Origin of the sequence: Ottowia oryzae, from assembly GCF_003008535.1 — a bacterium.
In the GTDB taxonomy this organism is placed as follows: Bacteria; Pseudomonadota; Gammaproteobacteria; order Burkholderiales; family Burkholderiaceae_C; genus Ottowia; species Ottowia oryzae.
The window spans coordinates 395,520-417,522 of sequence record NZ_CP027666.1; the positions used below are offsets into that span (position 1 = coordinate 395,520).

Consider the following 22,003-nt stretch of genomic DNA (forward strand, 5'->3'; position numbering starts at 1 on the left):
CTGTCTCCGCGGATCTGGCGCGGGCACAATGCGCCGCGCCGCTTCCTTTGTTTCAGCCAATATATACCGATTGGTAGTATTTTTCTACCCATCGGTATAACCTGAGCGACCAGACCATCCCGCAGCCCACCCCGTGAGTCCCGACCAAGCACCCAGCGCGCCCGCCCAAGGGCGCCAGAAATCCAGCACGCCGGGCACCGACGCCAAGCGCGCGCAGATCCTGAGCACGGCCGAGCGCCTTTTTCACGCGCAGGGCTATGCGCACACCACGATGGAGCAGATCGTGCGTGAGCTGGGTGTGACCAAGCCCTACGTCTACTACTACTTTCGCAACAAGCAGGAGATCTTTGAAACCCTGTCCTGGGCGCCCACGGTGGAGTGCTTCACCAGCATGGATTTCGCCGACGGCGACCCACGCCCCGCGCACGAGAAAGTCATGGCCGGGCTGGAAAGGCTGATTCGCGCCACCATCGCGGGCTACCCGGCAGCGTTCTTCCCCTACCGCGAGCCGCAGGTGTATCGCCCCGAATACATGGCCGCGCAAAAGCGCATCGCCGAGCACTTCTACGAGCGCCTTTGCCACCTGCTCGAGCAAGGCCGCGCCGACGGCAGCTTCGATTTTGATGACACCCGCGTGACCGCACAGGCCGCCTGCAGCCTCCCGGGGTTTCTGTACCACTGGTACCGCCCGGACGGGCGCTTGTCGCCAGACGCCATGGCGCAGGAACTCACCCGCCTGGCGGGCCGCGTGCTGGGGCTCAAGCGCCAGGCTTCGGGGTAAGGTGTCAGCGCGGCGGCCGGTGGCCCTGCGACAATCGCGCCCCATGTCTCACACCTACATCCTGACCCTGTCTTGCCAGGACCGTCGCGGCATCGTGCACGGCGTGACAGGCTTTTTGCTGGAGCGCGCCGGCAACATCGAAGAAGCCGCGCAGTTCAACGACACCGACACCGGCCTGTTCTTCATGCGTGTGCGCTTTTCGTGCCCCGCCGCCGAGCCCGATGAGTTGCGCCAGGCACTGGCCGCCTTTGCCGAGCCCTTCGGCATGACCTGGGGCCTGCACCCCGTGGCCGAGCCGATGCGCACGGTAATCTTCGTCAGCCGCGAAGGCCATTGCCTGAACGACTTGCTGTTCCGCTGGAAAAGCGGCCTGTTGCCCGTGGACATCCGCGCCATCATCAGCAACCACCGCGACTTCTACCAGCTGGCCGCCAGCTACAACGTGCCGTTTCACCACGTCGCCATGACGAAGACGAACAAGGCGCAGGCCGAGGCGCGGCAAAAAGAGATCATTGACGCCGAGGGCGCCGAGCTGGTGGTGCTGGCCCGCTACATGCAGATCCTGTCGGACGACCTGTGCCGGCACCTGTCCGGCCGCGCCATCAACATCCACCACAGCTTCCTGCCCAGCTTCAAGGGGGCCAAGCCGTATTACCAGGCGCACGACCGCGGCGTGAAGCTGATCGGCGCCACGGCGCACTACGTGACGGCCGACCTGGACGAAGGCCCGATCATCGAGCAAGACGTGGCCCGCGCCGACCACACCGCTACGGTGGAAGACCTGACCGCCCGCGGCCGCGACACCGAAAGCCAAGTGCTGGCCCGCGCCGTGAAGTGGCACAGCGAGCACCGCGTGCTGCTGAACGGGCACCGCACGGTGGTGTTCAGGTAAACGCGGCACTGGCCACCCAATGGGCAGGTGCGCCGCCGGTGGCCAACATCGCCAGCCCGCGTTGACGGCTGGCCGCAGCGTCTAGAGATCCGTCGCAAAAAGGGGTGCGCCTAGGGCTGGCGCTGCCCGTCGCTGCCCGTCGCTGCCCGGACTATCGACGGCCATCCGGCCGCAGCGCACAATATTTCGGCGGCTGGTTCGTCTACCCCGCATGGACGCCCCGTTCGGCCCGCCGCCACCCGCCCCTCTTGCCGTGCCTGCTCACCCCTCGCGCTTTTCCGAGATCGTGGCGCGGGAGCGCGCGCGCCTGGGCAACTTCATCCGCGGCCAGGTGCGCAACGCCGCCGAGGCCGAGGACATCCTGCAGGACGTGCTGCTGGAGTTCTACCTCGCCAGCGACGCCATCGAGCAAGCCGGCGCCTGGCTGTTTCGCGTTGCCAAGAACCGCATCATCGACCGCGCCCGCAAGCGCAAGGAAGCCCCGCTGCCCCTGGCCGATACGCAAGACGGCGACGTGGGCGGCGCGGACGCCCAGCGCTGGCTGGAAGAAACCCTGCCCGACCCCGCCGCCAGCCCGGAGGCCGCCTATGCGCGGTCGGTGCTGCTGTGCGCCATCCACACCTCACTGCAAGCGCTGCCGCCGGAGCAGCGCGACGTGTTTCTCGCGCACGAAATCGATGGCCTGTCGTTCGCCGAGATGTCGGCCGAGTGGCAGGTGCCGCAGAACACCCTGCTGGCGCGCAAGCGCTACGCCGTGCTTGCGCTGCGCACGCGGCTGCAGGCGGAATACGGCGACCTGATCGTTTAACGGCAACCCCCAAGTTTTTTCCTGGAGATAAGCATGCGTATTTTTCCTTTTGCCCTGATCGCCATCGGCGTGGTGGGCGTGCTCAAGCACTTCGGCTGGATCGACCCGGAGTTCATGCGCCTTTTCTGGCCGCTGCTGCTGATCGCGGTCGGCCTAGCCATGCTGATCGCGGGCCCACGCTGGCGCGCCCAAGCGCGCGAGCGCATGCACGAGCGCTGGGAGCACCGCATGCACCGCCGCTTCGGCGCCGGATGGAACAGTCTGAGCGAGGAAGAGCGCGAGCGCTTTCGCGCGGGCATGAACCAATGGCACGGACGCGGGCGCGATCACCGCGCTGGCGGCCCAGGCAGCGAGGCGCCCGCCACACCTTCCGAACCCACGGCGCCGCGCGATCCGCGCTGATCGCTGGCGCCAAGCGCACCCTTTTCCTCACCCCCTGGAGTCCACCATGAGAATCTTCCCCATCGCCCTCATCGTCATCGGCGCCCTGGGCGTTGCCAAGTATTTCGGCCTGATCCCGGTCGGAATGATGCCCCTCGTCGGCCCGGTGTTGCTGATTGCGCTGGGTGCATCGCTGCTGTTGCGCCGGCGCCGCCACTGCCGGGCGGACTGGCGCGCCAGCGACCGCCGCGACGACCGGCTGGCCCCGCCCAGCGCGCCCACCCCTTAACTGCCTTCTGGCGCTCGCTGCCGGGCAGGCAACGGCCGCTGGGCAGTTTTAGCGGCCAGCCGTCAGGGCCTTTCCGGGGCTAGCGGCCTATGCCCTCAAAGCGGGCCGGCCGCCAAAGATGGCGCTGCCCACGCGCACCAGTGTGCTGCCTTCGGCCACGGCCGCCTCCAGATCGGCACTCATTCCCATGGAAAGGGTGTCCAGCGCCAGCCCAGCAGCATTCAACTGATCAAAAACGGCTCTGGCGCCCGCGTGTAGGGCGCGAGCAGCTACGAAATCTGCAGCAGGCTCAGGTATTGTCATGATGCCGCGCAAACGCAAGCCGGGCAGCGCCGCCACGGCCCGCGCCAGCGCCAGCGCCTCAGCCGGGGCCACGCCCGCCTTCGTCGGGCCGCCGTCGACGTTGACTTGAATGCACACGTTCAGCGGCGGCCGCTCGGGCGGGCGCTGGGCCGCCAGGCGTTCGGCGATCTTCAGGCGGTCGACGGTGTGAACCCAGTCGAAATGCTCGGCCACGGGGCGCGTCTTGTTGCTTTGCAAGGGGCCGATGCAGTGCCATTGCAGCGGCAAATCCGCCAGATCGGCCATCTTTTCTAGCGCTTCCTGCACGTAGTTCTCGCCAAAGGCCAATTGGCCTGCCGCATGGGCCTCGCGGACGGCGCCGGGGCCGAAGGTTTTGGACACGGCAAGCAACGTGACATCTTCCACGCTTCGTCCGGCACTTGTGCAGGCTGTGGCAATCCGCTCACGCACGGCTTGGAGATTGCTGGCGATCGTCGTCATAATGCCCGCAGCGTATCAAACTGAAACCACTGGTTTCACTGCATTTTCGAGAGGCCCCGTGGATATCACGCAACTGCTGGCGTTCAGCGTCAAGAACAAAGCATCCGACCTGCACCTTTCGGCCGGCCTGCCCCCCATGATTCGTGTGCACGGCGACGTGCGGCGCCTGAACGTGGATCCACTGGACCACAAGCAGGTGTTCGCGATGCTGTACGACATCATGAACGACACCCAGCGCAAGGTGTATGAGGAAAACCTGGAGGTCGACTTCTCCTTCGAGATCGAGGGCCTGGCGCGGTTTCGCGTCAACGCCTTCAACCAGAACCGCGGCGCCGCGGGCGTGCTGCGGACGATTCCCAGCAAGATCCTCACGCTGGAGCAGCTGAACGCGCCCAAGATCTTCGGCGATCTGGCCCTCAAGCCGCGTGGCCTGGTGCTGGTGACCGGCCCCACGGGCTCGGGCAAGTCGACCACGCTGGCGGCGATGGTCAACCACCTGAACGAAACCGAATACGGCCACGTGCTGACGGTGGAAGACCCGATCGAATTCGTGCACGAATCCAAGAAGTGCCTGGTGAACCAGCGCGAAGTGGGCCCCATGACCCACAGCTTTGCGAACGCGCTGCGCTCTGCCCTGCGGGAAGACCCAGACGCCATTCTGGTGGGCGAGATGCGTGACCTGGAAACCATTCGCCTGGCCATGACCGCGGCCGAAACCGGCCACTTGGTGTTCGGTACGCTGCACACCTCGTCGGCCGCCAAGACGATCGACCGGATCATCGACGTGTTTCCCGCGGAAGAAAAAGAGATGGTGCGGGCCATGCTGTCGGAATCGCTGCAGGCGGTGGTTTCGCAAACGCTGTGCAAGACCAAGGACGGCCAGGGCCGCGTGGCCGCGCACGAGATCATGCTGGGCACCCCCGCCATCCGCAACCTGATCCGCGAGGCCAAGGTGGCGCAGATGTATTCCGCCATCCAGACCGGCAACAGCATGGGCATGCAGACGCTGGACCAGAATCTGACGGAGATGGTCCGCCGCAACGTCATCAGCCCGGCCGAGGCCAGGGGCAAGGCGAAGATCCCGGAAAACTTCCCCGGCTGATTTCAGGTATTTTTGGCTTTTCGCGCTGTACCCACGGGCGCGGCAAGCTATTGAAACGATAGTAGTTTGCGGCCACGGCGCCGCTGGAAGGTCCACACCATGGAACGCGATCAGGCCAGCAAGTTCATCAACGACCTGCTCAAGCTGCTGCTCACCCGCAAGGGCAGCGATCTGTTCATCACCGCCGACTTCCCGCCGGCCATCAAGGTCGACGGCAAGGTGACGAAGGTGTCTGCGCAGAACCTGACCGCGGCGCACACGCTGGCGCTGGTGCGCTCGGTGATGAACGACAAGCAGGCGGCCGAGTTCGAACGCACCAAGGAGTGCAACTTCGCCATTTCTCCGGCGGGCATCGGCCGCTTTCGCTGCAACGCGTTCGTGCAGCAGGGCAACGTCGGCGTGGTGATGCGGGTGATCCCGCAGACATTGCCCACGATCGATTCGCTGGGCATGCCTCAGGTGCTGAAGGACGTGGCCATGAGCAAGCGCGGCCTGGCCATCATGGTGGGCGCCACCGGTTCGGGTAAATCGACCACGCTGGCGGCCATGGTGGACTGGCGCAACATCCATTCGCAGGGCCACATCATCACTGTGGAAGATCCGGTGGAGTTCGTGCACCCGCACAAGAACTGCATCGTCACCCAGCGCGAAGTGGGGCTGGACACCGACGATTGGGAATCGGCCCTCAAGAACTCCCTGCGCCAGGCGCCCGACGTCATCCTGATGGGCGAAATCCGCGACCGCGAAACCATGGAACATGCCGTGGCTTTCGCAGAGACCGGCCACCTGTGCCTGGCCACCCTGCACGCCAACAGCGCCAACCAGGCACTCGACCGGATCATCAACTTCTTCCCCGAAGAGCGCCGCGAGCAGCTGCTGATGGACTTGTCGCTGAACCTGCGCGCCCTGGTCTCGCAGCGCCTGATCGCCAAGCAGGATGGGAAGGGCCGCACCGCGGTGGTAGAGATTATGTTGAACTCGCCGCTTATCTCGGATTTGATCTTCAAGGGCGAAGTGGGCGAGATCAAGGAAGTCATGAAGAAGAGCCGCGAGCTGGGCATGCAGACTTTCGACCAAGCGCTGTTCGATGCCTTCGAAGCCAACCTGATCACGTACGAAGACGCCCTGCGCAACGCCGATTCGGCCAACGACCTGCGCCTGCAGATCAAGCTGACCAGCAAGCGCGCCCGCTCGAACGATCTGGCGGAAGGCACGGAGCATCTGCAGATCGTCTGAGCACAAGGCCCCGCGGACTCAGTCGCCTCCCAACGCCCCGCCCGCCGGGGCGTTGCGCTTTGTGCGGCGCCATCGCGGCGCCGGTTCAAGCGGGAGCGCACTCCTACAATGCGCCGCATGAACACCGACATCCACGCCAAAACCTACGAACCCTGCCCGCCGCGCCGCGTCGCCTTTCTGGGCCTCGGCGTCATGGGTTTTCCCATGGCCGGCCACCTGGCGCTGGCCGGTCACGAAGTGACCGTGTACAACCGAAGCGCTAGCAAATCAGAAGCGTTCTGCGCACGACTGGCGGGCGCTGGCAAGGTCAAAAGCGCTGAAACACCGGCGCTGGCAGCGCAAGGCGCAGAGATGGTCTTCTGCTGCGTGGGCAACGACGACGACCTGCGTTCTGTCGTGCTCGGCGACACGGGGGCGCTGGCCGGCATGGCGCCGGGCGCGATCTTCGTCGATCACACCACCGCGTCGGCCACGGTGGCGCGCGAGCTGGACGAAGCCGCCCGCGCACGCGGCCTGCAGTTCATCGATGCCCCGGTCTCGGGCGGCCAGGCGGGCGCGCAGAACGGCCTGCTGACGGTAATGTGCGGCGGCGACGCGGCGGCATTTGAAGCCGTGAAGCCCGTCGCGTTGGCGTTTTCGCGCGCTTTCACGCTGATGGGGCCCAGTGGTGCCGGCCAGCTGACCAAGATGGTCAACCAGATCTGCATCGCCGGGCTGGTGCAGGGCCTGTCGGAAGCAGTGGCTTTCGGCCAGCGCTCGGGCCTTGACATGAATTTGGTGCTGGATGTGATCGGCAAGGGCGCGGCGCAAAGCTGGCAGATGGACAACCGGGGCCCGACGATGGTGCAAGGCAAGTTCGACTTTGGCTTTGCCGTGGACTGGATGCGCAAAGACCTGGGCCTGGTGCTGGACGAGGCGCACCGCAACGGCGCGCGCCTGCCGGTGACGGCACTGGTCGATCAGTTCTACGCCGACGTGCAGCAGATGGGCGGCAGGCGGTGGGATACGTCGAGCCTGATCAAACGGCTGAAGTGAGCTGGCGGCTGGGCGGCTGAGGGCGCTTGCGTCGCCGACGTTCCGGACCGATTTCGCGCCGCCTCCTACGGGGGCGAGGTTCACAGGGCAAGCCCGGCGCCAGAATGAATGCGCGGCGTTGCGCGATCTTCTGGCGGTGGGCGCGTTCGGTGGGTGGCCCGCGCGCATTGCTCGCGGAAAAGCAGAAAAGGGCGCGATGCGCCCTTTTCTACGTGCTGCGCGATTGGCTGCGCCTTGGGTCAAACCCCGAATGAAATCGCCTGCTAGCGCAGGCTGCACCTGCGCTGACAGCTATCATTATTTAAGCGGCGGCAGATCCTGCACCTGTACCGGGCGGCGCGGTTGTTCGATGGTGGGCTGCGTCACCGGCGTGGCGACCACCCCAGGGGCGGTGTCGGCGCCGGTCTTGGGCAACACCGCCGGGTCGACGGCCGGTGCAGCGCTGGTGGCATTGGCGTTGTTCGTGCCACCGTACAGGGCTGCGTTGGAGATGAGGTCGATCACGCGCACCACGCGCTGCACGCCGTCGGTCTGCGCGGCCAGGTCGGTTGCGCGGGCGGCTTCATCGGCCGTCAGGCGCCCCATCAGGTAGGTATTGCCGCGCTCGGTGAAGATCTTGATGCTGCCGGCCGGGATGCCGTTGGTGCCGACGAAGCGGGCGCGCACCTTGCTGGTGATCAGCCCGTCGTTGGACCGCTGGATGGCCGTGGAATCAGGCATCACCGCCAGATCGCTGACCACCGATTGCACGCCGGGCAACGCGCGCACGGCGGCTTCCACCGTCTGCTTGTCTTGCGCCGTGGGCACTTCGCCGGTGATCAGCACCTTGCGGTAGTAGCTGTTCACGTTGACGTGCCCGCGTCCCGGCAGCAGCTTGACGATGGCCTCTTGCGCGGCGGATTCGATGGTGCTGTCAGCCGTCTGCGTTTCGCTGCTGCGGCGGTCGGCCGACATCAGCAGGGTGCCGCCCGCCACGGCGCCGCCCACCAGTGCCACGGGCACGCAGGCCGACACCGACAGGCCCAACGCGGCCGCCAACAGGCCGGTGCGCAACCAGCTTTCCTTGATCAAATGGCTCATTCAGCAATCTCCTCTTCGCCCAGCAGCTCAATATCCAGGCCGTCGCACAGGGCATGCAGCACCAGCTGGTGCGCTTCGTGAATGTGGGCCACGCCTTCCTGCGGCACGCCCACGTGAACATCCGTTTCGCGCAGCATGCGGGCAAGCTCACCGCCGCCGCGCCCCGTGAGCGCGACCACGACCATGTCGCGCTCGTGGGCGGCCTGCGCCGCGCGCACCAGGTTGGCGGTGTCGCCCTTGGACGTGAGCACCAGCAGCACGTCGCCCGCCGCGCCCAGCGCGCGCACCTGCGCGGCGAACACGTCGGCAAACTCGCCGCGGCGCGCCACGGCCGTCAGCGTCGCCGCGTCGGCGCTGAGCGACAGCGCGGGCAATTCAGGCCGGGGGCGCTCCATGCCGCCGACCAGCAGCGTGGTCATGTACTGCGCCAGCGCGCCCGAAGCGCCGTTGCCGCAGACCAGCACCTTGCCGCCGCCGGTGACGCAGGCCAGCAGCGCCTGCAACGCGTCCATCACCGGGCGTGCCAGGGTCTGCGCCCACTGGTAAGTGAGGTCGGCGCTGTCGATGAATTGCTGCTGAATGCGTTGTTCCACCATCGCCGCCGATCATACCTGCGTGGCGCGCCATCGGTGCAAATTTAGGAGCAGGTTTTCATTTCGACGCACGGGCCGGCGTGCTTTTCCACGGTGGGCCGGGCCACGCCACATCAGCCCGCGTCGAACGCGCCGCGCAGCCATTCGATGCGGTCGCCGTCGATGGCGACCACGTCAAACCGGCATGGCGGCGGCGTGGCGTGCTGCATCAGGTAGTGCTGCGCGGCGTGCACCAGGCGCCGCTGCTTGACGTGGCCCACGGTGGCGGCCGCGCCGCCTTGCGCGGCGCCGCTGCGGGCGCGCACCTCGACAAACAGCAGCGTGCCGTCTGGCGCGCGCATGACCAGGTCGATCTCGCCACCGCCGCGCCCCGGCGTTCGATAATTGCGCGTGACCAGCGCCATGCCAGCGGCCTGAAGGTGCGCCAACGCCACGTCTTCGGCGGCCGCGCCGGTTTGCCGCGTGACGCTGCTACGCTTCCAATTCAATAGCGGCATGCGCTTGCCCCTGTTGCGCCAGACGATCGAATCATGTCCAAAACACAGCCCTTTCTGGGCGCCCCCAACTTCCTGCCCGCCCTGGCGGCGGCACGCGCCGCAGCGGGTGGGCAGGATTATCCGGCCGGCGCGCTGTACGTGGTGGCCACGCCCATCGGCAACCTGGCCGACATCGGCCTGCGCGCCTTGCACGTGCTGGACATCGCCGACGCCGTGGCCTGCGAAGACACGCGCCACACCCAGCAACTGCTGCGCGCCTACGGCCTGGACGGCAAGGCGCTGATCGCGCTGCATGAGCACAACGAGCTGCAAGCCGCGCAAACCGTGCTGGCGCGGCTGCAGGCGGGCGAGCGCGTGGCCTACGTCAGCGACGCGGGCACGCCCGCCATCAGCGACCCCGGCGCGCGCCTGGTGGCCGCGTGCCGCGCCGCCCAAGTGCGGGTGCTGCCGCTGCCCGGCGCCAGCAGCGTGACCACGGCGCTCAGCGTGGCCGGTTTGGCGGGCGACGGGCACTTCGTCTTTGCCGGCTTTCTGCCCACCAAGAGCGGCGAGCGCGCCCAGGCCGTACAGGCGCTGGCCGCCGAGCCGCGCGCGGTGGTGCTGCTGGAGGCGCCGCACCGCATCACCGCGCTGGCAGATGCGCTGACCGTGCTGGGCGAGCGGCCCGTGACGGTGGCGCGCGAGTTGACCAAGCAGTTCGAGCAGATCGCCACGCTGCCCTGCGCCGATCTGCCCACTTGGCTGGCGGCCGATGCGCAACGCCAGCGCGGCGAATTCGCCCTGGTGCTGCACCCCGCCACCGGCGACACGGACGAAGGCGCGGCGGGCGAGCGCGTGCTGCGCCTGCTGCTGCCCGAGCTGCCGCTGAAAACCGCCGTGCGCCTGGCGGCCGAGATCACCGACACGCCGCGCAACGGTTTGTACGAACGCGCCTTGCAGATGAAGGCCGAGGCAGGCGGGCAAGAGGACTGAGCGCGGCTGCACGCTGCGCGCAAGTTCTGCCGCGGCGCACCGAGGCCCAATGTGGGCGCATTCGGCCCCTGGTTGCGCGCCGCGCCCCAAGCCGTTCAAGCGCCCGAAAGCCAGCTAAGCCCCTAAGGCCGGTCGCGCTCCGGCACGCGCGTGTCCAGCGAGGCTGGGGTGTAGCCCGCGTCAAACACGCAACCTGCGTCCGCCTGCGGCCCATCCGCCCGGCAGGCGGCGGCGATGCTGGCGGGCGTCGGCTTGCGACCCTCGTCCACCCAGCCCAGCAGCGCGTGCATCAGCGTGGTGTAGGTCGCATCGGTGATGTAGCTGTGCGTGCCTTGGGTGGTGAAGGTCTGCACCAGCCGGCTGGCGCTGCCGCCTTGCTGCATGGTGTGCAGAAAGCGGGCTTCCAGCTCGACGAACGCGGTCGGGTCGGCCACCCATTTGGTGCTGAGCACCGGCACGGGGATGTGGCCCTTGGGGTCGCTGTCGAGCGCGAAGCGCGCGTACGCCGCCGGGTCGGCCCGGTAGCGCTGCACGCCGGCGTTCAGCGCCGCGTCGTCGGCCGAACCCGTGTACACCGCCCCGACGTTGCCGAACGGGCTGGCGTTGCCCGTGCGCCGTGATGAAATGTCCTGGAAGTGCCGCGTGCCCCAGTCGATGTGCGACAGGATGGCGCTGGCCGGAATCCGGATGACGCGGGTGATGGTGTCGATCTTGGCCTGCTGCTCGGCTGTGCGGCGCGCCGCCGGCTGGTTCAGCGCCAGGCACTCGTTCACACGCGCGGCAATGTCGGCGCGCTTCTTGGTCACGCCGGCGGGCAGGCCCAGGTTCAGGTCGTAGGGTCGCTCGTCCGGGCGCGGGTGGTTGTGGCACAGGTATTGGTAGACCACGCGCAGGTCGGTGCGAAAGTCGTACGAATGCGTGCCGCCGCCCAGTACGCCGCTGGTCAGCAGCACGCCGTCGTAGGGCTTTTCGCCCACCGTGGCTGCTGTGAACAGCTCGGCGCCCTTGGCCGCCACACCCGCGCCCCACGACTGGCCGTGCAGGATGGTGCGGCGCGGCGCGCCGATGTGTTGACGAAAGATGCCGCGCAGGCGCTCGACGTCTTCGGCGGCGGCGGTCACCGCCACGCCGCCCTGGTGGTACGTGGTGCCCGCCCAGGCGTACCCGACGCGCGGCATGACCGACCAGCGCGCCAGATCTTCGGCCACGCGGTCGGCGCGCGGCGCGCCCAGGTCCGGCCCGCCGTGTGCGTGCAGCACCAGCACGCCGTTCCAGGGCGCCGGCTTCGCGATCATGTAATAAGCGCCCGCCGAATCCTGCCCGGCGTAGCAAGTGGTGCTGCTGGGCACCCCGGCAGGGCACGCGGTGACCTTGGGCGGCGCCTCTGCCTTGGCCGATGCGGCCGGGCCGCTCAGGGCGTGGGCATGGCTGCCCAAAGCGAGCAGCAAGGCCAGGGCGGCCCAGGCCGCGCGTACGGTAAGGATGCGTTGGCTGTCCATGGGAGCCCCGGTCCGCTGTGAGTTGAACAGCCGAGTGTCGCCCAAGCGGGCAGTGTCAGGGCGAGCGCAGAGCGACCACGCGCATATGTGGCGCAGCGAGCCGCATCAGCCAAAGGGCAGCCTGAAGATTAAAAAGGCCGCCAGCGCCAGCCTACAAAGCACTGGCCGCTATTATTTTGGAAATCTCCCGCGAGGGAAGACCTACCCTCGCGCCCGGCCGTGCACGCGCCATGCGACCGCCGCGGTGAGCAGCAAGCCCATCAACGCCAGGGCCAAAGTTGAAGCGGTGGGCACTGGTACGGCAGGCGGCGCGGCAAACGTCAGGTTGAGGGTGTAGGTGTAGACGCCGTTGCGGCCCTGCAAATTGATGGCGACGGTGTGGTCGGTGAACTGCACGTTCGACGCCGCGAAGCCGGGGTCGTTGGTGACCAGCGTGACGCCGGCGATGGCAGGCGAAGCTGCGGGAAACGTGAACCTGAAGCCGTTGAACTGCACGCCAGCCCAGGCATTGCTGCTGGTTGAGATGGCGATCGACGTGGCCGATACGTCCATGGTGACCGGACCGCCGTTGATTGGGCCGCACAGCGTCGGCGTATCACCGCCGCCACTATTCGCGGGGCAATTCACTTCGGCGCCAGCGCCCACCGTCTTGCTGGCAGTGCTGTAAACCGTCGACGCATTGGGATACAACCAATCGATCGTGAACGGGGTGCCGTCAGCGATCTGGGCCCACGCCATGCCGTGCGTCGACAGAAAAAGGACCAGCGCACCGAAAATTCGTTTTCCCATGACCGCATCTCCACGTTACGTAATGTATTAAAACGTGAATTTTAGGCACCGTTGTTGGTCAAGCGCAACAGCTATCTGAAAAACGCATACGCCACCCCCACCGCCACCACGATGCCCACCGCGTCGGCGAACAGGGCGCAGGGCAAGGCGTGGCGCGTGTGTTTCACGCCCACGCTGCCGAAGTACACGGCCAGCACGTAAAAGGTGGTTTCGGTCGAGCCCTGGATGATCGCGGCCAGCCTGGCCGGGAACGAGGCCACGCCGTAGGTCTGCATCACGTCCACCATCAGGCCGCGCGCGCCAGAGCCTGACAGCACCTTCATCAGCCCCACCGGCACGGCGGGCAGAAAATCGGTGGGCCAGCCCAGCGCGGCCACCGCCCAGGCGATGCCGCCCATCAGCACATCCATCAGCCCAGCGGCGCGAAACACGGCGATGGCCGCCAGCATGGCAACCAGGTAGGGGATGATGCCCACGGCCACGCCAAAGCCTTCCTTGGCGCCGTCGACGAACGCGTCGTACACGTTCACGCGCCGCAGCGCGCCCGCCACCAGAAACAGCACGATCACCGACAGAATGGCGCCGCTGCCGATCAGGCCCATCCACAGCGTGGCCTGCTCGGGCGGCATGCCGCCCAGCCACCAGGTCAGCAGACCTGCCGACGTACCCAGCACCGCCAGCGGCACCAGCAGGCTGGCGCGCCACAGCGAGATGCGTTGCACCGCCGCCACCACCAGCAGCGCGCACACCAGCGTGATGGCCGTGACCAGCAGGGTGGGTAAAAAGATGTCGGCCGCGTTGAAGCCGCTCAGCCCCTCTTTGGCGGCCATGGTCTGGCGGATGGCGATGACCGACGTGGGTATCAGCGTGAGCCCCGCCGTGTTCAGCACCAGGAACATGATCTGCGCGTTGGTGGCCGTGTCGGGCTGCCGGTTCAGGCTTTGCAGCTCCTGCATGGCCTTCAGGCCCAGCGGCGTGGCGGCGTTGTCCAGACCGAGCAGGTTGGCGCTGATGTTCATCGTCATCGCGCCCTGCGCCGGGTGCCCGGGCGGCACACCGGGAAACAGCTGCCGCATGACGGGGTTCACGCCACGGGCGAAGGCGTCGATCATGCCGGCGCGCTCGCCAATCTTCATGAAGCCCAGCCACAGGGCCATCATGCCGGTCAGGCCCAGTGCGATTTCAAAGCCGGTCTTGGCCGAATCGAACAGCGCCGCCATGATGCGCGGGAAGACGGTGAAGTCGCCCAGCAACGTTTGAGCCAGCGCCGCCACGAAGGCGCTGACGAAGAAGCCCAGCCAGACAAAATTCAGAACCAAATCGGCCTCCAGCGCTTGTGCGACCAGCGCGAGAAGCTATTGTAAATGTAGCGAATGACCTATGCGCCCATGCGGCGCCGCGTGGCTGGGTGCGCGTGCGAGGCGGGGCCGCTCAGCGCTCGGGCGCAGCCTTAAGCCGCCGGTGCAGCGCCGTAAACCGCGTCGCGCAGCTGCGTGACCAGGGCGCCGTTCATGCCTTCGAAGGCGGTGTTGGTCAGCATCACCACGCTCAGCCGCTGCGGTGGGTCGATGAACCAGTTGTGGCCATAGGCACCGCCCCATTGCAGCGTGCCCGCGCTTTGCGGCGAAGCGGCGGCCACCGGGTCCACCAGCACGGCGCCGCCGTAGCCAAAGCCCCAACCGGGCCCTTGCGTCTGCGCCTGCGGGCCGACCAGCGGCTGCATCCAGCCGGCCGGTGCGGCGCGCGCCAGCACGGGGGCGCCGCCCGCGCGCAGCACCTCCAGCAAACGCAGGTAGCCGGGCGCCGTGCCGATCATCCCGCCCCCGCCAGACGGAAAGGCGCTGGCCGAGTAGGCGCGCGCGGGGTCGAACACCACGCCGCTGCCGGGCGCACCTGGCGCACCGGGTATGGGCACCCGCATGTCGCGCGTCATGCGCACGGGGCGCGGCTGGCCGTTGGCGTAGGGCGTGGCCAGGCGCTGGCGGCGCGGCACCGAGAAGGCAAAGCCTTGCAGCGCGGCGGGCTGCAGCACAAGCGCGTCGACGGCCTGCGGCAGCGGGCGGTGGGTCACGCGCTCGATCACCGCGCCGACGACGTCGATGCCCAGCGAATAGCGCCACTGCGTACCCGGCGCAAAGTACAGCGGCGCCTGCGCCAGCCGCCGCAGGTTCTCTTGCAGCGTCAGCGTCGCACGGTCCAGCCCGTCGGACACGCCCAGGCGGGCGTAGGCGCCGCCCGGCCCTTCCTCAAACCCGTAGCCCAGGCCCGAGGTGTGCAGCAGCAACTGCTGCAGCGTGATGGCGGGCGCGCTGCCGTCGGCCAGCCGGGGGCGGAAGTCGGGCAGGTAGTCGGTGACGGGGGCTTGCAGGCGAATCTGGCCCAGCTCGGCCAGGCGCAGCGCCGCCAGGGTGACGATGGGCTTGGTCATCGACGCCAGCCGGAACGGCGTTGCCACCGTCATCGCGCGGCGCGCTTCGCGGTCGGCCTGGCCGAACGCGCCTTGGTACACGGGCAGCCCGTCGCGCGCGACGAGTACCACCGCACCCACCACCCGCTGCTGCGCCACGGCCAGCGCCAGCGTGCGGTCTATCCGCTGGGCCATTGCCTGGTCGGGTGAAGGCCTAGCCACGGCGGGCGCGCCCTGCGCCATCGCACCGCACGTGATCGAGCCCACGGCCGCGCCCAGCAGGCTGCGGCGTTGATTCATCCACTGCGTCATCGCCAATCCCTTGCGTTGCACAAGGCTGCATGGTGCGGCGCGCACCGCCAAGCATCAACGGCGCTAGCCTTGATGCACCGTGAAGAAGCACTTAACGGAACCGGTGCCCACCAGCAGCCTGCAGGCGCTGGAGGCGGTGGCGCGCCTGCAAAGCTTCACGCGCGCGGGCGCGGCGCTGGGCGTGAGCACGGCGGCGGTGTCGCAGCACATCCGCGCGCTGGAATCGCGCGTGGGCGTGCGCCTGCTGGAGCGCACCAGCCGCCGCGTGCACACCACCGAAGCCGGGCAGCGCCTGCTGGACGAGGTCGGCCCCGCACTGGCCACGCTGTCGACCAGCCTGCAGCGGCTGGCGGCCGACCAGCACACGCCGTCCGGCCTGCTGCGCATCAACACCTCGCGCCTGGCAGCGCGCGTGTTCATCGAGCCGGTGCTGGACGCCTTCCTGGCGCGCTACCCGCTGATTCAGCTGGAGCTGTTTCTGGACGACACCTTCGCCGACCTGGTGCACGGCGGGTTTGACGCGGGCATTCGCCTGGGCGATTCGATTGCGCGGGACATGGTCGCCCTGCCGCTGGACCACGGCCAGCGCCGCATCACCGTGGCCAGCCCCGACTATCTGGCGCGCTGCGGCACACCGCGCCGCGCCGAAGATCTGCTGGCCCACCGCTGCATTCACTTTCGCATGCCGGGCAGCGGCCGCATCGAACCGTGGGTGCTGATGGTGGGCGGCAAGCCGGTGAAGGTGGAGGTGAATGCCGCGCTGATCTTCTCGGACGACAGCTGGCTGAACAAGGCCGCGGTGGCCGGCCACGGCCTGGCTCAGCGCTTTGAATGCAGCATCCGTGACGAGCTGAAAGCGGGCCTCTTGGTGCCCGTGCTGGCGCGCCACGCGCAGCCGTTTTCAGGGTTTTGCATCTACCACCCGGCGCGGCGCCTGCAAGCGCCCAAGCTGCGCGCCTTCGTGTCTTTTCTGCGAGAGTCTTGCGGGTTTGGGCCGCTGGCTTAGCTGCTTCGCTACCCGCGCCAGCTCGCTGTCGGTGGCCGCCGAGATGCGCCGGCGATGGCGGTCGTTCTGATTACAAACAGCCGCCAGCGCCCAACCCACCAGCGCCAGAAGCTATCAACTCAATAGCAAATGATTGGAGAGATGACGCGGCAGCAGCAAGCGACTTTGCGCTGGCCGCCGCCCGTGCCCCCTCACGCGCCGTGGCACTTCTTGTACTTCTTGCCGCTGCCGCAAGGGCACAGGTCGTTGCGGCCGACCTTGTCGTCGTTGCGGATCGGGCCGGTGCGCGGGCCCAGGCTTTTGGCGATGGCGTACAGGTCGTACACGGCCCACAGGGCTTCGCCAAAGGCTTCAAACCTGGCCTCGCTCACGCTGGGCGCAGCGTCGGGTTCGTACAGGTTCAGGGCGGGTTGGGCGGTGTCGTCGTCCAGCAGGTCGTCCACGCAGGCCAGCGCATCGCCCATCGACTCGGCGATTTCCTTGTCGCGCGGCGGCGCCCAGTCGTCGGACCAGCGGTCGACCGCCGCCATGAAGCCTTGCGCCCACACCTGCGCCAGCGCGGGCGGCGGGCCGTCCTGGTCGGCGGCGGCTTCGGCGCGGTCGGGCTCGGGCAGGCTGGCCAGCAGGCCGCGCCAGTCCATCACCGCCGGGGCCAGTGCGCCTTCGTCTTCCAGCGAATCCACGGGTGCTTCGAGTGCGGCGCGCAGTTGCGCTTCACGCTCTTGCCAGCCCATGAGGAAGGTGGTTTCCTGCGCCGGGCTGGCGAAGATGTCGCCCGCGTCACGGCCGAAGATGAAAGGCAGCCATTCGGCCTGCGGCACCGCGCGGCGCGTGCACAGCAGGGCGGTCAGCGCGCCTTCGCAAAATTCCCACTGCGGCGTGTCGGGGTGCGCTTCGCGCACGGCGTCCAGCACGTCTTCCAGCGCGTCCAGCGTGGCGGAGCTGGCTTCGTCCAGCTCGGCGCGGCTGTTATCTTGGGGCGAATCGGGGGGCGTGGTGTCTTGGCTGCTCATGGTTTGCGGCGTTCGTTGGTGGCGTGGATGGTAGCGCCCCGGGCAGCGGCGTGGGCCGGGCCGCCGGCTGCCGCCGCGTCAGTACAGCCCGCGCACCTGGGCGTGCAGGCGCGCCAGGCCCAGCAGCGCGTCGGTGTAGGGCGTGGGCACGCCGGTGATCTGGCCCAGCTCGCGGACGGCGGCGACCAGCGCATCCAGCTCTACCGCGCGCCCGGCTTCCACGTCTTGCAGCATCGACGGTTTCATCGCGCCCAGCTTGCGGGTGATCACGTGGCGGTCTTCGGGCGTCTGCTCGATCGGCGCGCCGATGCGCGCGCCGATCTCGCGCGCCTCCAGCATCACGGCGGTGACAAAGCCGCGCACCAGTTCGTCGTCCAGCACGCGGTCGGACGTGGCCCCGGTCATGGCGCAGACGGGGTTCATCGTCATGTTGCCCCACAGCTTGAACCACACGTCGCGCTGGATCTGCGGCGACACGGTCACGTCAAAACCCGCGCCACCCAGCAGCGCCGCCAGCGCCTGCAGGCGGGGCGTGTCGGCGCCGGATGGCTCGCCCACGATCAGCCCGTTGCCCATGCGGTGGCGCACGATGCCAGGGCCGTCCAGCGAGCAGCTGGCGTGCACCACGCAGCCCACCACGTGCTGCGCGCCCATGGCCCGCGCAATGGCACCGCCCGCATCCACCGACTGCAGCGTGCGCCCCTGGGCCGCGCCGCCAAAGCCCTGCAGAAACCACCACGGCACGCCGTTCATCGCCGTCAGCACCACGGTGTTCGGGCCGATCAGCGGGCCGATGCCGCGCGCCACGTCGGCCATGGCGGGCGCCTTGACCGAGACGATGACCAGGTCCTGCACGCCCAGCTCGGCAGGCTGGTCGGTGGCGTGGACGGGAAAGGCGCGCTCACGCTCATCCGCGCCGCTGCCTTCGCGCAGCCGCAGGCCGTTTGCCCGCAACGCCGCCAGCGTGGCGCCGCGCGCCACCACGTTCACCGCATGGCCCGCGCCCACCAGGCCCGCGCCCAGCCAGCCACCGATGGCACCCGCGCCGTAGATACAGATATTTTGGAACAAAACAGGCCTCCAGCGCTTGCCAGCCGTGCGCAAGCAGCTTCAGTTTTTATAGCTGTCGTCGATGCGATCGACCTGCCGCACCAGCGCGTTGAACACGTCCTGCCCGGCGCCGTGGCGCGGGTCAAACTGCAGCGAATCGCGCGTGCACCGCGCGGCCACGTCGTCCGGCACAGGCAGCGGTGCGCCCATGCTTTGCGTGGCCAGCTGAATCTCGCACGCGCGCTGCAGCGTCCACAGCACGGCAAAGGCCTGCGGCAGCGTCTGGCCCCAGCTCAGCAGGCCGTGGTTGCGCAGGATGACCGCCTGGCGCCCGCCTATCGACGCCAGCACGCGCGGCCCTTCTTCGGCATGGAGGGTGATGCCTTCAAAGTCGTGCGTGGCCACCATGCCGTGCAGCTGCGCGCTGTAGAAGTTGCTTTGCGACAAGCCACTGGCCAGCGACGCCACGGCCACGCCCGCCGTGGTGTGCGTGTGCATCACGCAGTGCGCGCCTTGGATGCCCGCGTGGATCGTGCTGTGCAGCACGTAACCGGCCGGGTTGATGGGGTGGCGCGAGCCGTCCAGCACCTCGCCCGCCAGGTTCACCTTGACCAGGTTGCTGGCCGTCACCTCGGTGTAGTGCAGGCCGAAGGGGTTGATCAGGAAGTGCTTTTCTCCACCCGTCACGCTGTCCGGCAGGCGCAGCGTGATGTGGTTGTAGATCATCTCCGTCCAGCCCAGCAGGGCAAAGACGCGGTAGCAGGCGGCCAGTTGCAGGCGCGCGGCGCGTTCGTCCGAGTGCATGGCAGGGTGAATGGGTGCCAACGCAGCGGCGCCCTAGAACATGGAATTGCCGCTGGCGGTCTTTTCGGGGACGGGCTGCGTCACGTCCCAATGCTCGGCGATCTTGCCGTTTTCCAGGCGGAAGATGTCGACGATGGCGTTGCCGCGCGTGCCCGGGTCGCGCACCGCGTGCACATGCAGGATCACGTAGTCGCCATCAACGAAACTGCGCTTGATCTCGCTGTGCGACTGCGGGAATTTCTCGCGCAGCATGGCCACGTACTGGCGAAAGCCTTCCCGCCCGTCCGCCGCATTGGGGTTGTGCTGCACGTAGCGGTCGCCCACGTACTGCAGGGCGGCATCGGCGTCTTTCTGGTTCAGGCCTTTTTCATAAAAGGCCAGCACCGCCTGGCGATTGGCTTCGGCGGATGCGGTGGGGCTTTTGGCGCTGTGGGTTGCGCAGGCGGTCAGCAGCGCGGCGGCGCTTGCAGCGGCCAAGGCGACGAGGGGGGTACGTTTCACGACAGGCTCCTTCTATGCCAGACAAGGGGAACGGGGTGTTTCAGTAGCTGCGGTCCGCAGGCGCCGCTGCAGCAGGGTCGGTCTTGTACTTGCCCAGCAGTTCGCGGGCCCCGCTGGCCAGCAGCATGGTGTCGGCCCCCACGGCGACGAAGCGCGCACCCGCCGCCAGCCACTTGCGCGCCTGCGCTTCGCTGGTGGCCAGAATGCCGGGCGCCTTGCCCGCCTTCAGGATGCGGGCAATGCCTTGTTCGATGACGGCCTGCACCTCGGGGTGGGCCGCGTTGCCCGGGTAGCCCATGCTGGCGCTCAGGTCTGCCGGACCGATGAAGACCCCGTCCACGCCGGGCGTGGCGGCCATGGCGTCCAGGTGGGCCATGGCGGTGACGGTTTCGGCCTGCACCAGCACGCAGACCTGCTCGTTCGCCTCGTGCACGTACTGGGTGTGGGTCTGCCAGCGCGACGCGCGCGACAGCGCACTGCCCATGCCGCGCACACCGGCCGGTGCGTAGCGGCACGCGGCCACCACCTGCGCGGCCTGCTCGGGCGTGTCGACCATGGGCACCAGCAGCGTCTGCGCGCCGATGTCCAGGTACTGCTTGATGATGGCGGTGCCCGCCTCGCCCGTGCCCAGCGGCACGCGCACCACGGGGTGGGATCGCGCGTCGCCCAGCGCCAGCTGCGCGCTGGCCACCGCCTGCAGCTGCCCCAGCACGCTGCGCACGTCGTTGGGGGCGTGTTCGCCGTCGATCAGCAGCCAGTCGTAGCCCACGCCGGCCAGCAGCTCGGTGCTGTACGGGCTGGCCAGCGCGGCCCACAGGCCGATCTGGGTGCGGCCATCGGCCATGGCTTGCTTGAAGGTGTTGTGCGGGGTTTTCATGGTGAACGCAGCGTCAGGTGAATCGGAAAGCCAGGCAGCCCAGCGGCCCATAGTCTGCCTCGAACTCATCGCCCGCCTTGGCCGCCACGGGCCGCGTGAAGGAGCCCGCCAGCACGATCTGCCCTGCCTTGAGCGATTCGCCCCAGGGGGCGAGCTTGTTGGCCAGCCAGGCGATGCCGATGGCCGGGTCGCCCTGCACGCCGGCGGCCAGGCCCGTTTCTTCCACCATGCCGTTCTGCCGCAGGATGGCGCCAACCCAGGGGCGGTTGGTGCTGCGCGCATCGGCGCGGCCCGCGCCCACGACGATGCCCGCGTTGGCCGCGTTGTCGCTGATGGTGTCGAACACCTTGCGCATGAGCTTGGTGTGGCGGTCGAACTGTTCGACGCGCGCGTCGATGATCTCGATGGCGGGGGTGACGTAGTCGGTAGCTGCCAGCACTTGCTCTACGCCCACGTCGGGCCCTTTCAGGTCGGCCTTCAGCACGAAGGCCAGCTCCACCTCCACCCGCGGGGCGATGAAGCGGCTGGCCGGAATGCTCAGCACCTGGCCCGGCGCGCACGTGAACAGCATGCTGTCGAGCAGGGTGCCGTAGTCCGGCTCGTCGATCTGGCTGCTGATCTGCATGGCGCGGCTGGTCAGGCCGATCTTGTGGCCGATGATTTGCCGCCCCTCAGCCAACTGGCGCGCCACCCAGGCGCGGCTGACGCGGTAGCCGTCTTGCACCGTCATGCCGGGAAAGCGCTTGGAGAAATGCTCCACCTGCACGCGGGTGGCTTCGCTGGTGTGCAGCTCATCGGCAAGCTGCTGGATCTGGTCGTCGGTGAGCATGGTCAGGTCTTTTTAAACAAGGGATGCAGGGTGCTGTGCTTGCCATCGAACACCTCTGCGCCCACGTCCACCTGCACGGTCAGGCCGATGTGGCGCGTGGCCATCACAGGCTCCAATCGGGCTTTTGCGCAGGCCAGCAGTGCGCCGCCAGCTCTGTTTTGTGTAGCATCGCTGCGCCCGCCGCCCATGCGCAGGTTCAAGTACATGAAGCCGTACTCGCCCGGGTCGTCGGTGGATACGCCTGTCTTTCCCGCGCCCGCCGCGCGCCCGGCCGCACCGCCGTCGCCCACGGCAAAGTGCGGCGCGGGGTAGGCCAGCACGCGCGTGCCACCGGGCGGAAAGACGGGCTGGCCGCCCTCTTCGCGCACGCTGAGCATGGTGTCGGCCAGCTCGCGGCACAGCGCGGGCATGTCGACCACGGCGTCGAGGTTGGCGGTGTACAGGATGACGAGGTGCGGCATGGCGGG

General features: G+C 68.1%; 25 protein-coding genes. 10 read left to right on the top strand and 15 right to left on the bottom strand.

Annotated features, from left to right (window positions below; translation table 11 throughout):
• Positions 1–133 precede the first annotated feature (133 nt).
• From C6570_RS01785 to C6570_RS01805, 5 genes are all read left to right on the top strand, one after another.
• Positions 134–781, top strand: coding sequence for a TetR/AcrR family transcriptional regulator (locus tag C6570_RS01785; protein ID WP_106701511.1), 648 nt, complete (start codon positions 134–136; stop codon positions 779–781).
• Between the two features lie 43 nt (positions 782–824).
• A complete protein-coding gene (gene purU / locus C6570_RS01790) occupies positions 825–1,673 on the top strand; it encodes a formyltetrahydrofolate deformylase (protein WP_106701513.1) in 849 nt (282 codons plus the stop codon).
• A 211-nt stretch (positions 1,674–1,884) separates the two neighbouring features.
• Positions 1,885–2,481: an RNA polymerase sigma factor gene (locus C6570_RS01795; RefSeq protein WP_106701515.1), complete on the top strand. Its 597-nt coding sequence runs from the start codon at positions 1,885–1,887 to the stop codon at positions 2,479–2,481.
• Positions 2,482–2,514: 33 nt separating this feature from the next.
• Entirely contained in the window at positions 2,515–2,883 is a 369-nt protein-coding gene (locus C6570_RS01800; protein ID WP_106701517.1) for a LiaI-LiaF-like domain-containing protein, read from the top strand.
• Between the two features lie 46 nt (positions 2,884–2,929).
• Positions 2,930–3,151 carry a LiaF transmembrane domain-containing protein gene (locus C6570_RS01805; protein WP_106701520.1) on the top strand — a complete coding sequence of 74 codons (222 nt, stop codon included), beginning with the start codon at positions 2,930–2,932 and terminating at the stop codon, positions 3,149–3,151.
• Positions 3,152–3,238: 87 nt separating this feature from the next.
• On the opposite strand, the gene C6570_RS01810 is transcribed toward C6570_RS01805, so the two are convergent.
• A complete protein-coding gene (locus C6570_RS01810) occupies positions 3,239–3,934 on the bottom strand; it encodes a YggS family pyridoxal phosphate-dependent enzyme (RefSeq protein WP_106701522.1) in 696 nt (231 codons plus the stop codon).
• Positions 3,935–3,992: 58 nt separating this feature from the next.
• Here C6570_RS01810 and C6570_RS01815 point away from each other — a divergent pair, with 58 nt between their 5' ends.
• From C6570_RS01815 to C6570_RS01825, 3 genes are all read left to right on the top strand, one after another.
• Entirely contained in the window at positions 3,993–5,036 is a 1,044-nt protein-coding gene (locus tag C6570_RS01815) for a type IV pilus twitching motility protein PilT (RefSeq protein WP_106701524.1), read from the top strand.
• 99 nt (positions 5,037–5,135) lie between these two features.
• Positions 5,136–6,272, top strand: coding sequence for a PilT/PilU family type 4a pilus ATPase (locus C6570_RS01820; RefSeq protein WP_106701526.1), 1,137 nt, complete (start codon positions 5,136–5,138; stop codon positions 6,270–6,272).
• A 117-nt stretch (positions 6,273–6,389) separates the two neighbouring features.
• Complete coding sequence (locus tag C6570_RS01825; RefSeq protein WP_106704460.1) at positions 6,390–7,307, top strand: NAD(P)-dependent oxidoreductase; 918 nt, start codon at positions 6,390–6,392, stop codon at positions 7,305–7,307.
• A 297-nt stretch (positions 7,308–7,604) separates the two neighbouring features.
• Here the strand turns inward: C6570_RS01825 and C6570_RS01830 are convergent, their stop codons facing one another.
• The 3 genes from C6570_RS01830 to C6570_RS01840 all read right to left on the bottom strand — a co-directional run bounded on the left by C6570_RS01830 (position 7,605) and on the right by C6570_RS01840 (position 9,477).
• Positions 7,605–8,387: a BON domain-containing protein gene (locus C6570_RS01830; RefSeq protein WP_106701528.1), complete on the bottom strand. Its 783-nt coding sequence runs from the start codon at positions 8,385–8,387 to the stop codon at positions 7,605–7,607.
• On the bottom strand, positions 8,384–8,983 hold the full coding sequence (locus C6570_RS01835; protein WP_106701530.1) for an SIS domain-containing protein: 600 nt from the start codon (positions 8,981–8,983) through the stop codon (positions 8,384–8,386). The genes C6570_RS01830 and C6570_RS01835 overlap by 4 nt, the downstream gene beginning before the upstream one ends.
• 110 nt (positions 8,984–9,093) lie before the next feature.
• The gene (locus tag C6570_RS01840) at positions 9,094–9,477 is read right to left on the bottom strand and encodes a YraN family protein (protein WP_106701532.1); all 384 of its coding nucleotides are present in this window, start codon (positions 9,475–9,477) and stop codon (positions 9,094–9,096) included.
• A 33-nt stretch (positions 9,478–9,510) separates the two neighbouring features.
• On the opposite strand from C6570_RS01840, the gene rsmI reads away from it, so the two are divergent.
• Positions 9,511–10,449, top strand: coding sequence for a 16S rRNA (cytidine(1402)-2'-O)-methyltransferase (gene rsmI, locus C6570_RS01845; protein ID WP_106701534.1), 939 nt, complete (start codon positions 9,511–9,513; stop codon positions 10,447–10,449).
• Between the two features lie 122 nt (positions 10,450–10,571).
• Here the strand turns inward: rsmI and C6570_RS01850 are convergent, their stop codons facing one another.
• From C6570_RS01850 to C6570_RS01870, 4 genes are all read right to left on the bottom strand, one after another.
• Positions 10,572–11,948 carry a hypothetical protein gene (locus tag C6570_RS01850; protein WP_106701536.1) on the bottom strand — a complete coding sequence of 459 codons (1,377 nt, stop codon included), beginning with the start codon at positions 11,946–11,948 and terminating at the stop codon, positions 10,572–10,574.
• A 201-nt stretch (positions 11,949–12,149) separates the two neighbouring features.
• Positions 12,150–12,737 (bottom strand): hypothetical protein, encoded by a 588-nt coding sequence (locus C6570_RS01860; protein WP_106701540.1) that lies wholly within the window; start codon positions 12,735–12,737, stop codon positions 12,150–12,152.
• 71 nt (positions 12,738–12,808) lie between these two features.
• Entirely contained in the window at positions 12,809–14,056 is a 1,248-nt protein-coding gene (locus tag C6570_RS01865) for a nucleoside recognition domain-containing protein (protein ID WP_106701542.1), read from the bottom strand.
• 131 nt (positions 14,057–14,187) lie between these two features.
• Positions 14,188–15,387 (bottom strand): serine hydrolase domain-containing protein, encoded by a 1,200-nt coding sequence (locus C6570_RS01870; RefSeq protein ID WP_106704461.1) that lies wholly within the window; start codon positions 15,385–15,387, stop codon positions 14,188–14,190.
• Between the two features lie 172 nt (positions 15,388–15,559).
• Here C6570_RS01870 and C6570_RS01875 point away from each other — a divergent pair, with 172 nt between their 5' ends.
• On the top strand, positions 15,560–16,462 hold the full coding sequence (locus tag C6570_RS01875) for a LysR family transcriptional regulator (protein WP_164675471.1): 903 nt from the start codon (positions 15,560–15,562) through the stop codon (positions 16,460–16,462).
• A 191-nt stretch (positions 16,463–16,653) separates the two neighbouring features.
• Here C6570_RS01875 and C6570_RS01880 read toward each other — a convergent pair whose 3' ends face one another.
• From C6570_RS01880 to C6570_RS01910, 7 genes are all read right to left on the bottom strand, one after another.
• Positions 16,654–17,475, bottom strand: a complete 822-nt coding sequence (locus C6570_RS01880; RefSeq protein WP_106701546.1) for a YecA/YgfB family protein — start codon at positions 17,473–17,475, stop codon at positions 16,654–16,656.
• A gap of 78 nt (positions 17,476–17,553) precedes the next feature.
• Positions 17,554–18,546, bottom strand: coding sequence for a 2-dehydropantoate 2-reductase (locus tag C6570_RS01885; RefSeq protein ID WP_245896268.1), 993 nt, complete (start codon positions 18,544–18,546; stop codon positions 17,554–17,556).
• Between the two features lie 39 nt (positions 18,547–18,585).
• Positions 18,586–19,329: a class II aldolase/adducin family protein gene (locus C6570_RS01890; RefSeq protein ID WP_106701547.1), complete on the bottom strand. Its 744-nt coding sequence runs from the start codon at positions 19,327–19,329 to the stop codon at positions 18,586–18,588.
• 33 nt (positions 19,330–19,362) lie between these two features.
• Positions 19,363–19,830: a nuclear transport factor 2 family protein gene (locus tag C6570_RS01895; protein WP_106701549.1), complete on the bottom strand. Its 468-nt coding sequence runs from the start codon at positions 19,828–19,830 to the stop codon at positions 19,363–19,365.
• A 40-nt stretch (positions 19,831–19,870) separates the two neighbouring features.
• Positions 19,871–20,707 carry an HpcH/HpaI aldolase family protein gene (locus C6570_RS01900; RefSeq protein ID WP_106701551.1) on the bottom strand — a complete coding sequence of 279 codons (837 nt, stop codon included), beginning with the start codon at positions 20,705–20,707 and terminating at the stop codon, positions 19,871–19,873.
• Between the two features lie 13 nt (positions 20,708–20,720).
• Complete coding sequence (gene hpaH / locus C6570_RS01905) at positions 20,721–21,536, bottom strand: 2-oxo-hept-4-ene-1,7-dioate hydratase (RefSeq protein WP_106701553.1); 816 nt, start codon at positions 21,534–21,536, stop codon at positions 20,721–20,723.
• Between the two features lie 2 nt (positions 21,537–21,538).
• Positions 21,539–21,997: a 5-carboxymethyl-2-hydroxymuconate Delta-isomerase gene (locus tag C6570_RS01910; RefSeq protein WP_106701555.1), complete on the bottom strand. Its 459-nt coding sequence runs from the start codon at positions 21,995–21,997 to the stop codon at positions 21,539–21,541.
• Positions 21,998–22,003: the final 6 nt, after the last annotated feature.

Excerpts from the sequence above, each read along its gene's own strand:
- purU (WP_106701513.1), top strand. The coding sequence starts at position 825 with ATGTCTCACACCTACATCCTGACCCTGTCTTGCCAGGACCGTCGCGGC.
- C6570_RS01795 (WP_106701515.1), top strand. The coding sequence starts at position 1,885 with ATGGACGCCCCGTTCGGCCCGCCGCCACCCGCCCCTCTTGCCGTGCCT.
- C6570_RS01800 (WP_106701517.1), top strand. The coding sequence starts at position 2,515 with ATGCGTATTTTTCCTTTTGCCCTGATCGCCATCGGCGTGGTGGGCGTG.
- C6570_RS01805 (WP_106701520.1), top strand. The coding sequence starts at position 2,930 with ATGAGAATCTTCCCCATCGCCCTCATCGTCATCGGCGCCCTGGGCGTT.
- C6570_RS01810 (WP_106701522.1), bottom strand. The coding sequence starts at position 3,934 with ATGACGACGATCGCCAGCAATCTCCAAGCCGTGCGTGAGCGGATTGCC.
- C6570_RS01820 (WP_106701526.1), top strand. The coding sequence starts at position 5,136 with ATGGAACGCGATCAGGCCAGCAAGTTCATCAACGACCTGCTCAAGCTG.
- C6570_RS01825 (WP_106704460.1), top strand. The coding sequence starts at position 6,390 with ATGAACACCGACATCCACGCCAAAACCTACGAACCCTGCCCGCCGCGC.
- C6570_RS01830 (WP_106701528.1), bottom strand. The coding sequence starts at position 8,387 with ATGAGCCATTTGATCAAGGAAAGCTGGTTGCGCACCGGCCTGTTGGCG.
- C6570_RS01835 (WP_106701530.1), bottom strand. The coding sequence starts at position 8,983 with ATGGTGGAACAACGCATTCAGCAGCAATTCATCGACAGCGCCGACCTC.
- C6570_RS01840 (WP_106701532.1), bottom strand. The coding sequence starts at position 9,477 with ATGCCGCTATTGAATTGGAAGCGTAGCAGCGTCACGCGGCAAACCGGC.
- rsmI (WP_106701534.1), top strand. The coding sequence starts at position 9,511 with ATGTCCAAAACACAGCCCTTTCTGGGCGCCCCCAACTTCCTGCCCGCC.
- C6570_RS01850 (WP_106701536.1), bottom strand. The coding sequence starts at position 11,948 with ATGGACAGCCAACGCATCCTTACCGTACGCGCGGCCTGGGCCGCCCTG.
- C6570_RS01860 (WP_106701540.1), bottom strand. The coding sequence starts at position 12,737 with ATGGGAAAACGAATTTTCGGTGCGCTGGTCCTTTTTCTGTCGACGCAC.
- C6570_RS01870 (WP_106704461.1), bottom strand. The coding sequence starts at position 15,387 with ATGGCGCAGGGCGCGCCCGCCGTGGCTAGGCCTTCACCCGACCAGGCA.
- C6570_RS01880 (WP_106701546.1), bottom strand. The coding sequence starts at position 17,475 with ATGAGCAGCCAAGACACCACGCCCCCCGATTCGCCCCAAGATAACAGC.
- C6570_RS01890 (WP_106701547.1), bottom strand. The coding sequence starts at position 19,329 with ATGCACTCGGACGAACGCGCCGCGCGCCTGCAACTGGCCGCCTGCTAC.
- C6570_RS01900 (WP_106701551.1), bottom strand. The coding sequence starts at position 20,707 with ATGAAAACCCCGCACAACACCTTCAAGCAAGCCATGGCCGATGGCCGC.
- hpaH (WP_106701553.1), bottom strand. The coding sequence starts at position 21,536 with ATGCTCACCGACGACCAGATCCAGCAGCTTGCCGATGAGCTGCACACC.
- C6570_RS01910 (WP_106701555.1), bottom strand. The coding sequence starts at position 21,997 with ATGCCGCACCTCGTCATCCTGTACACCGCCAACCTCGACGCCGTGGTC.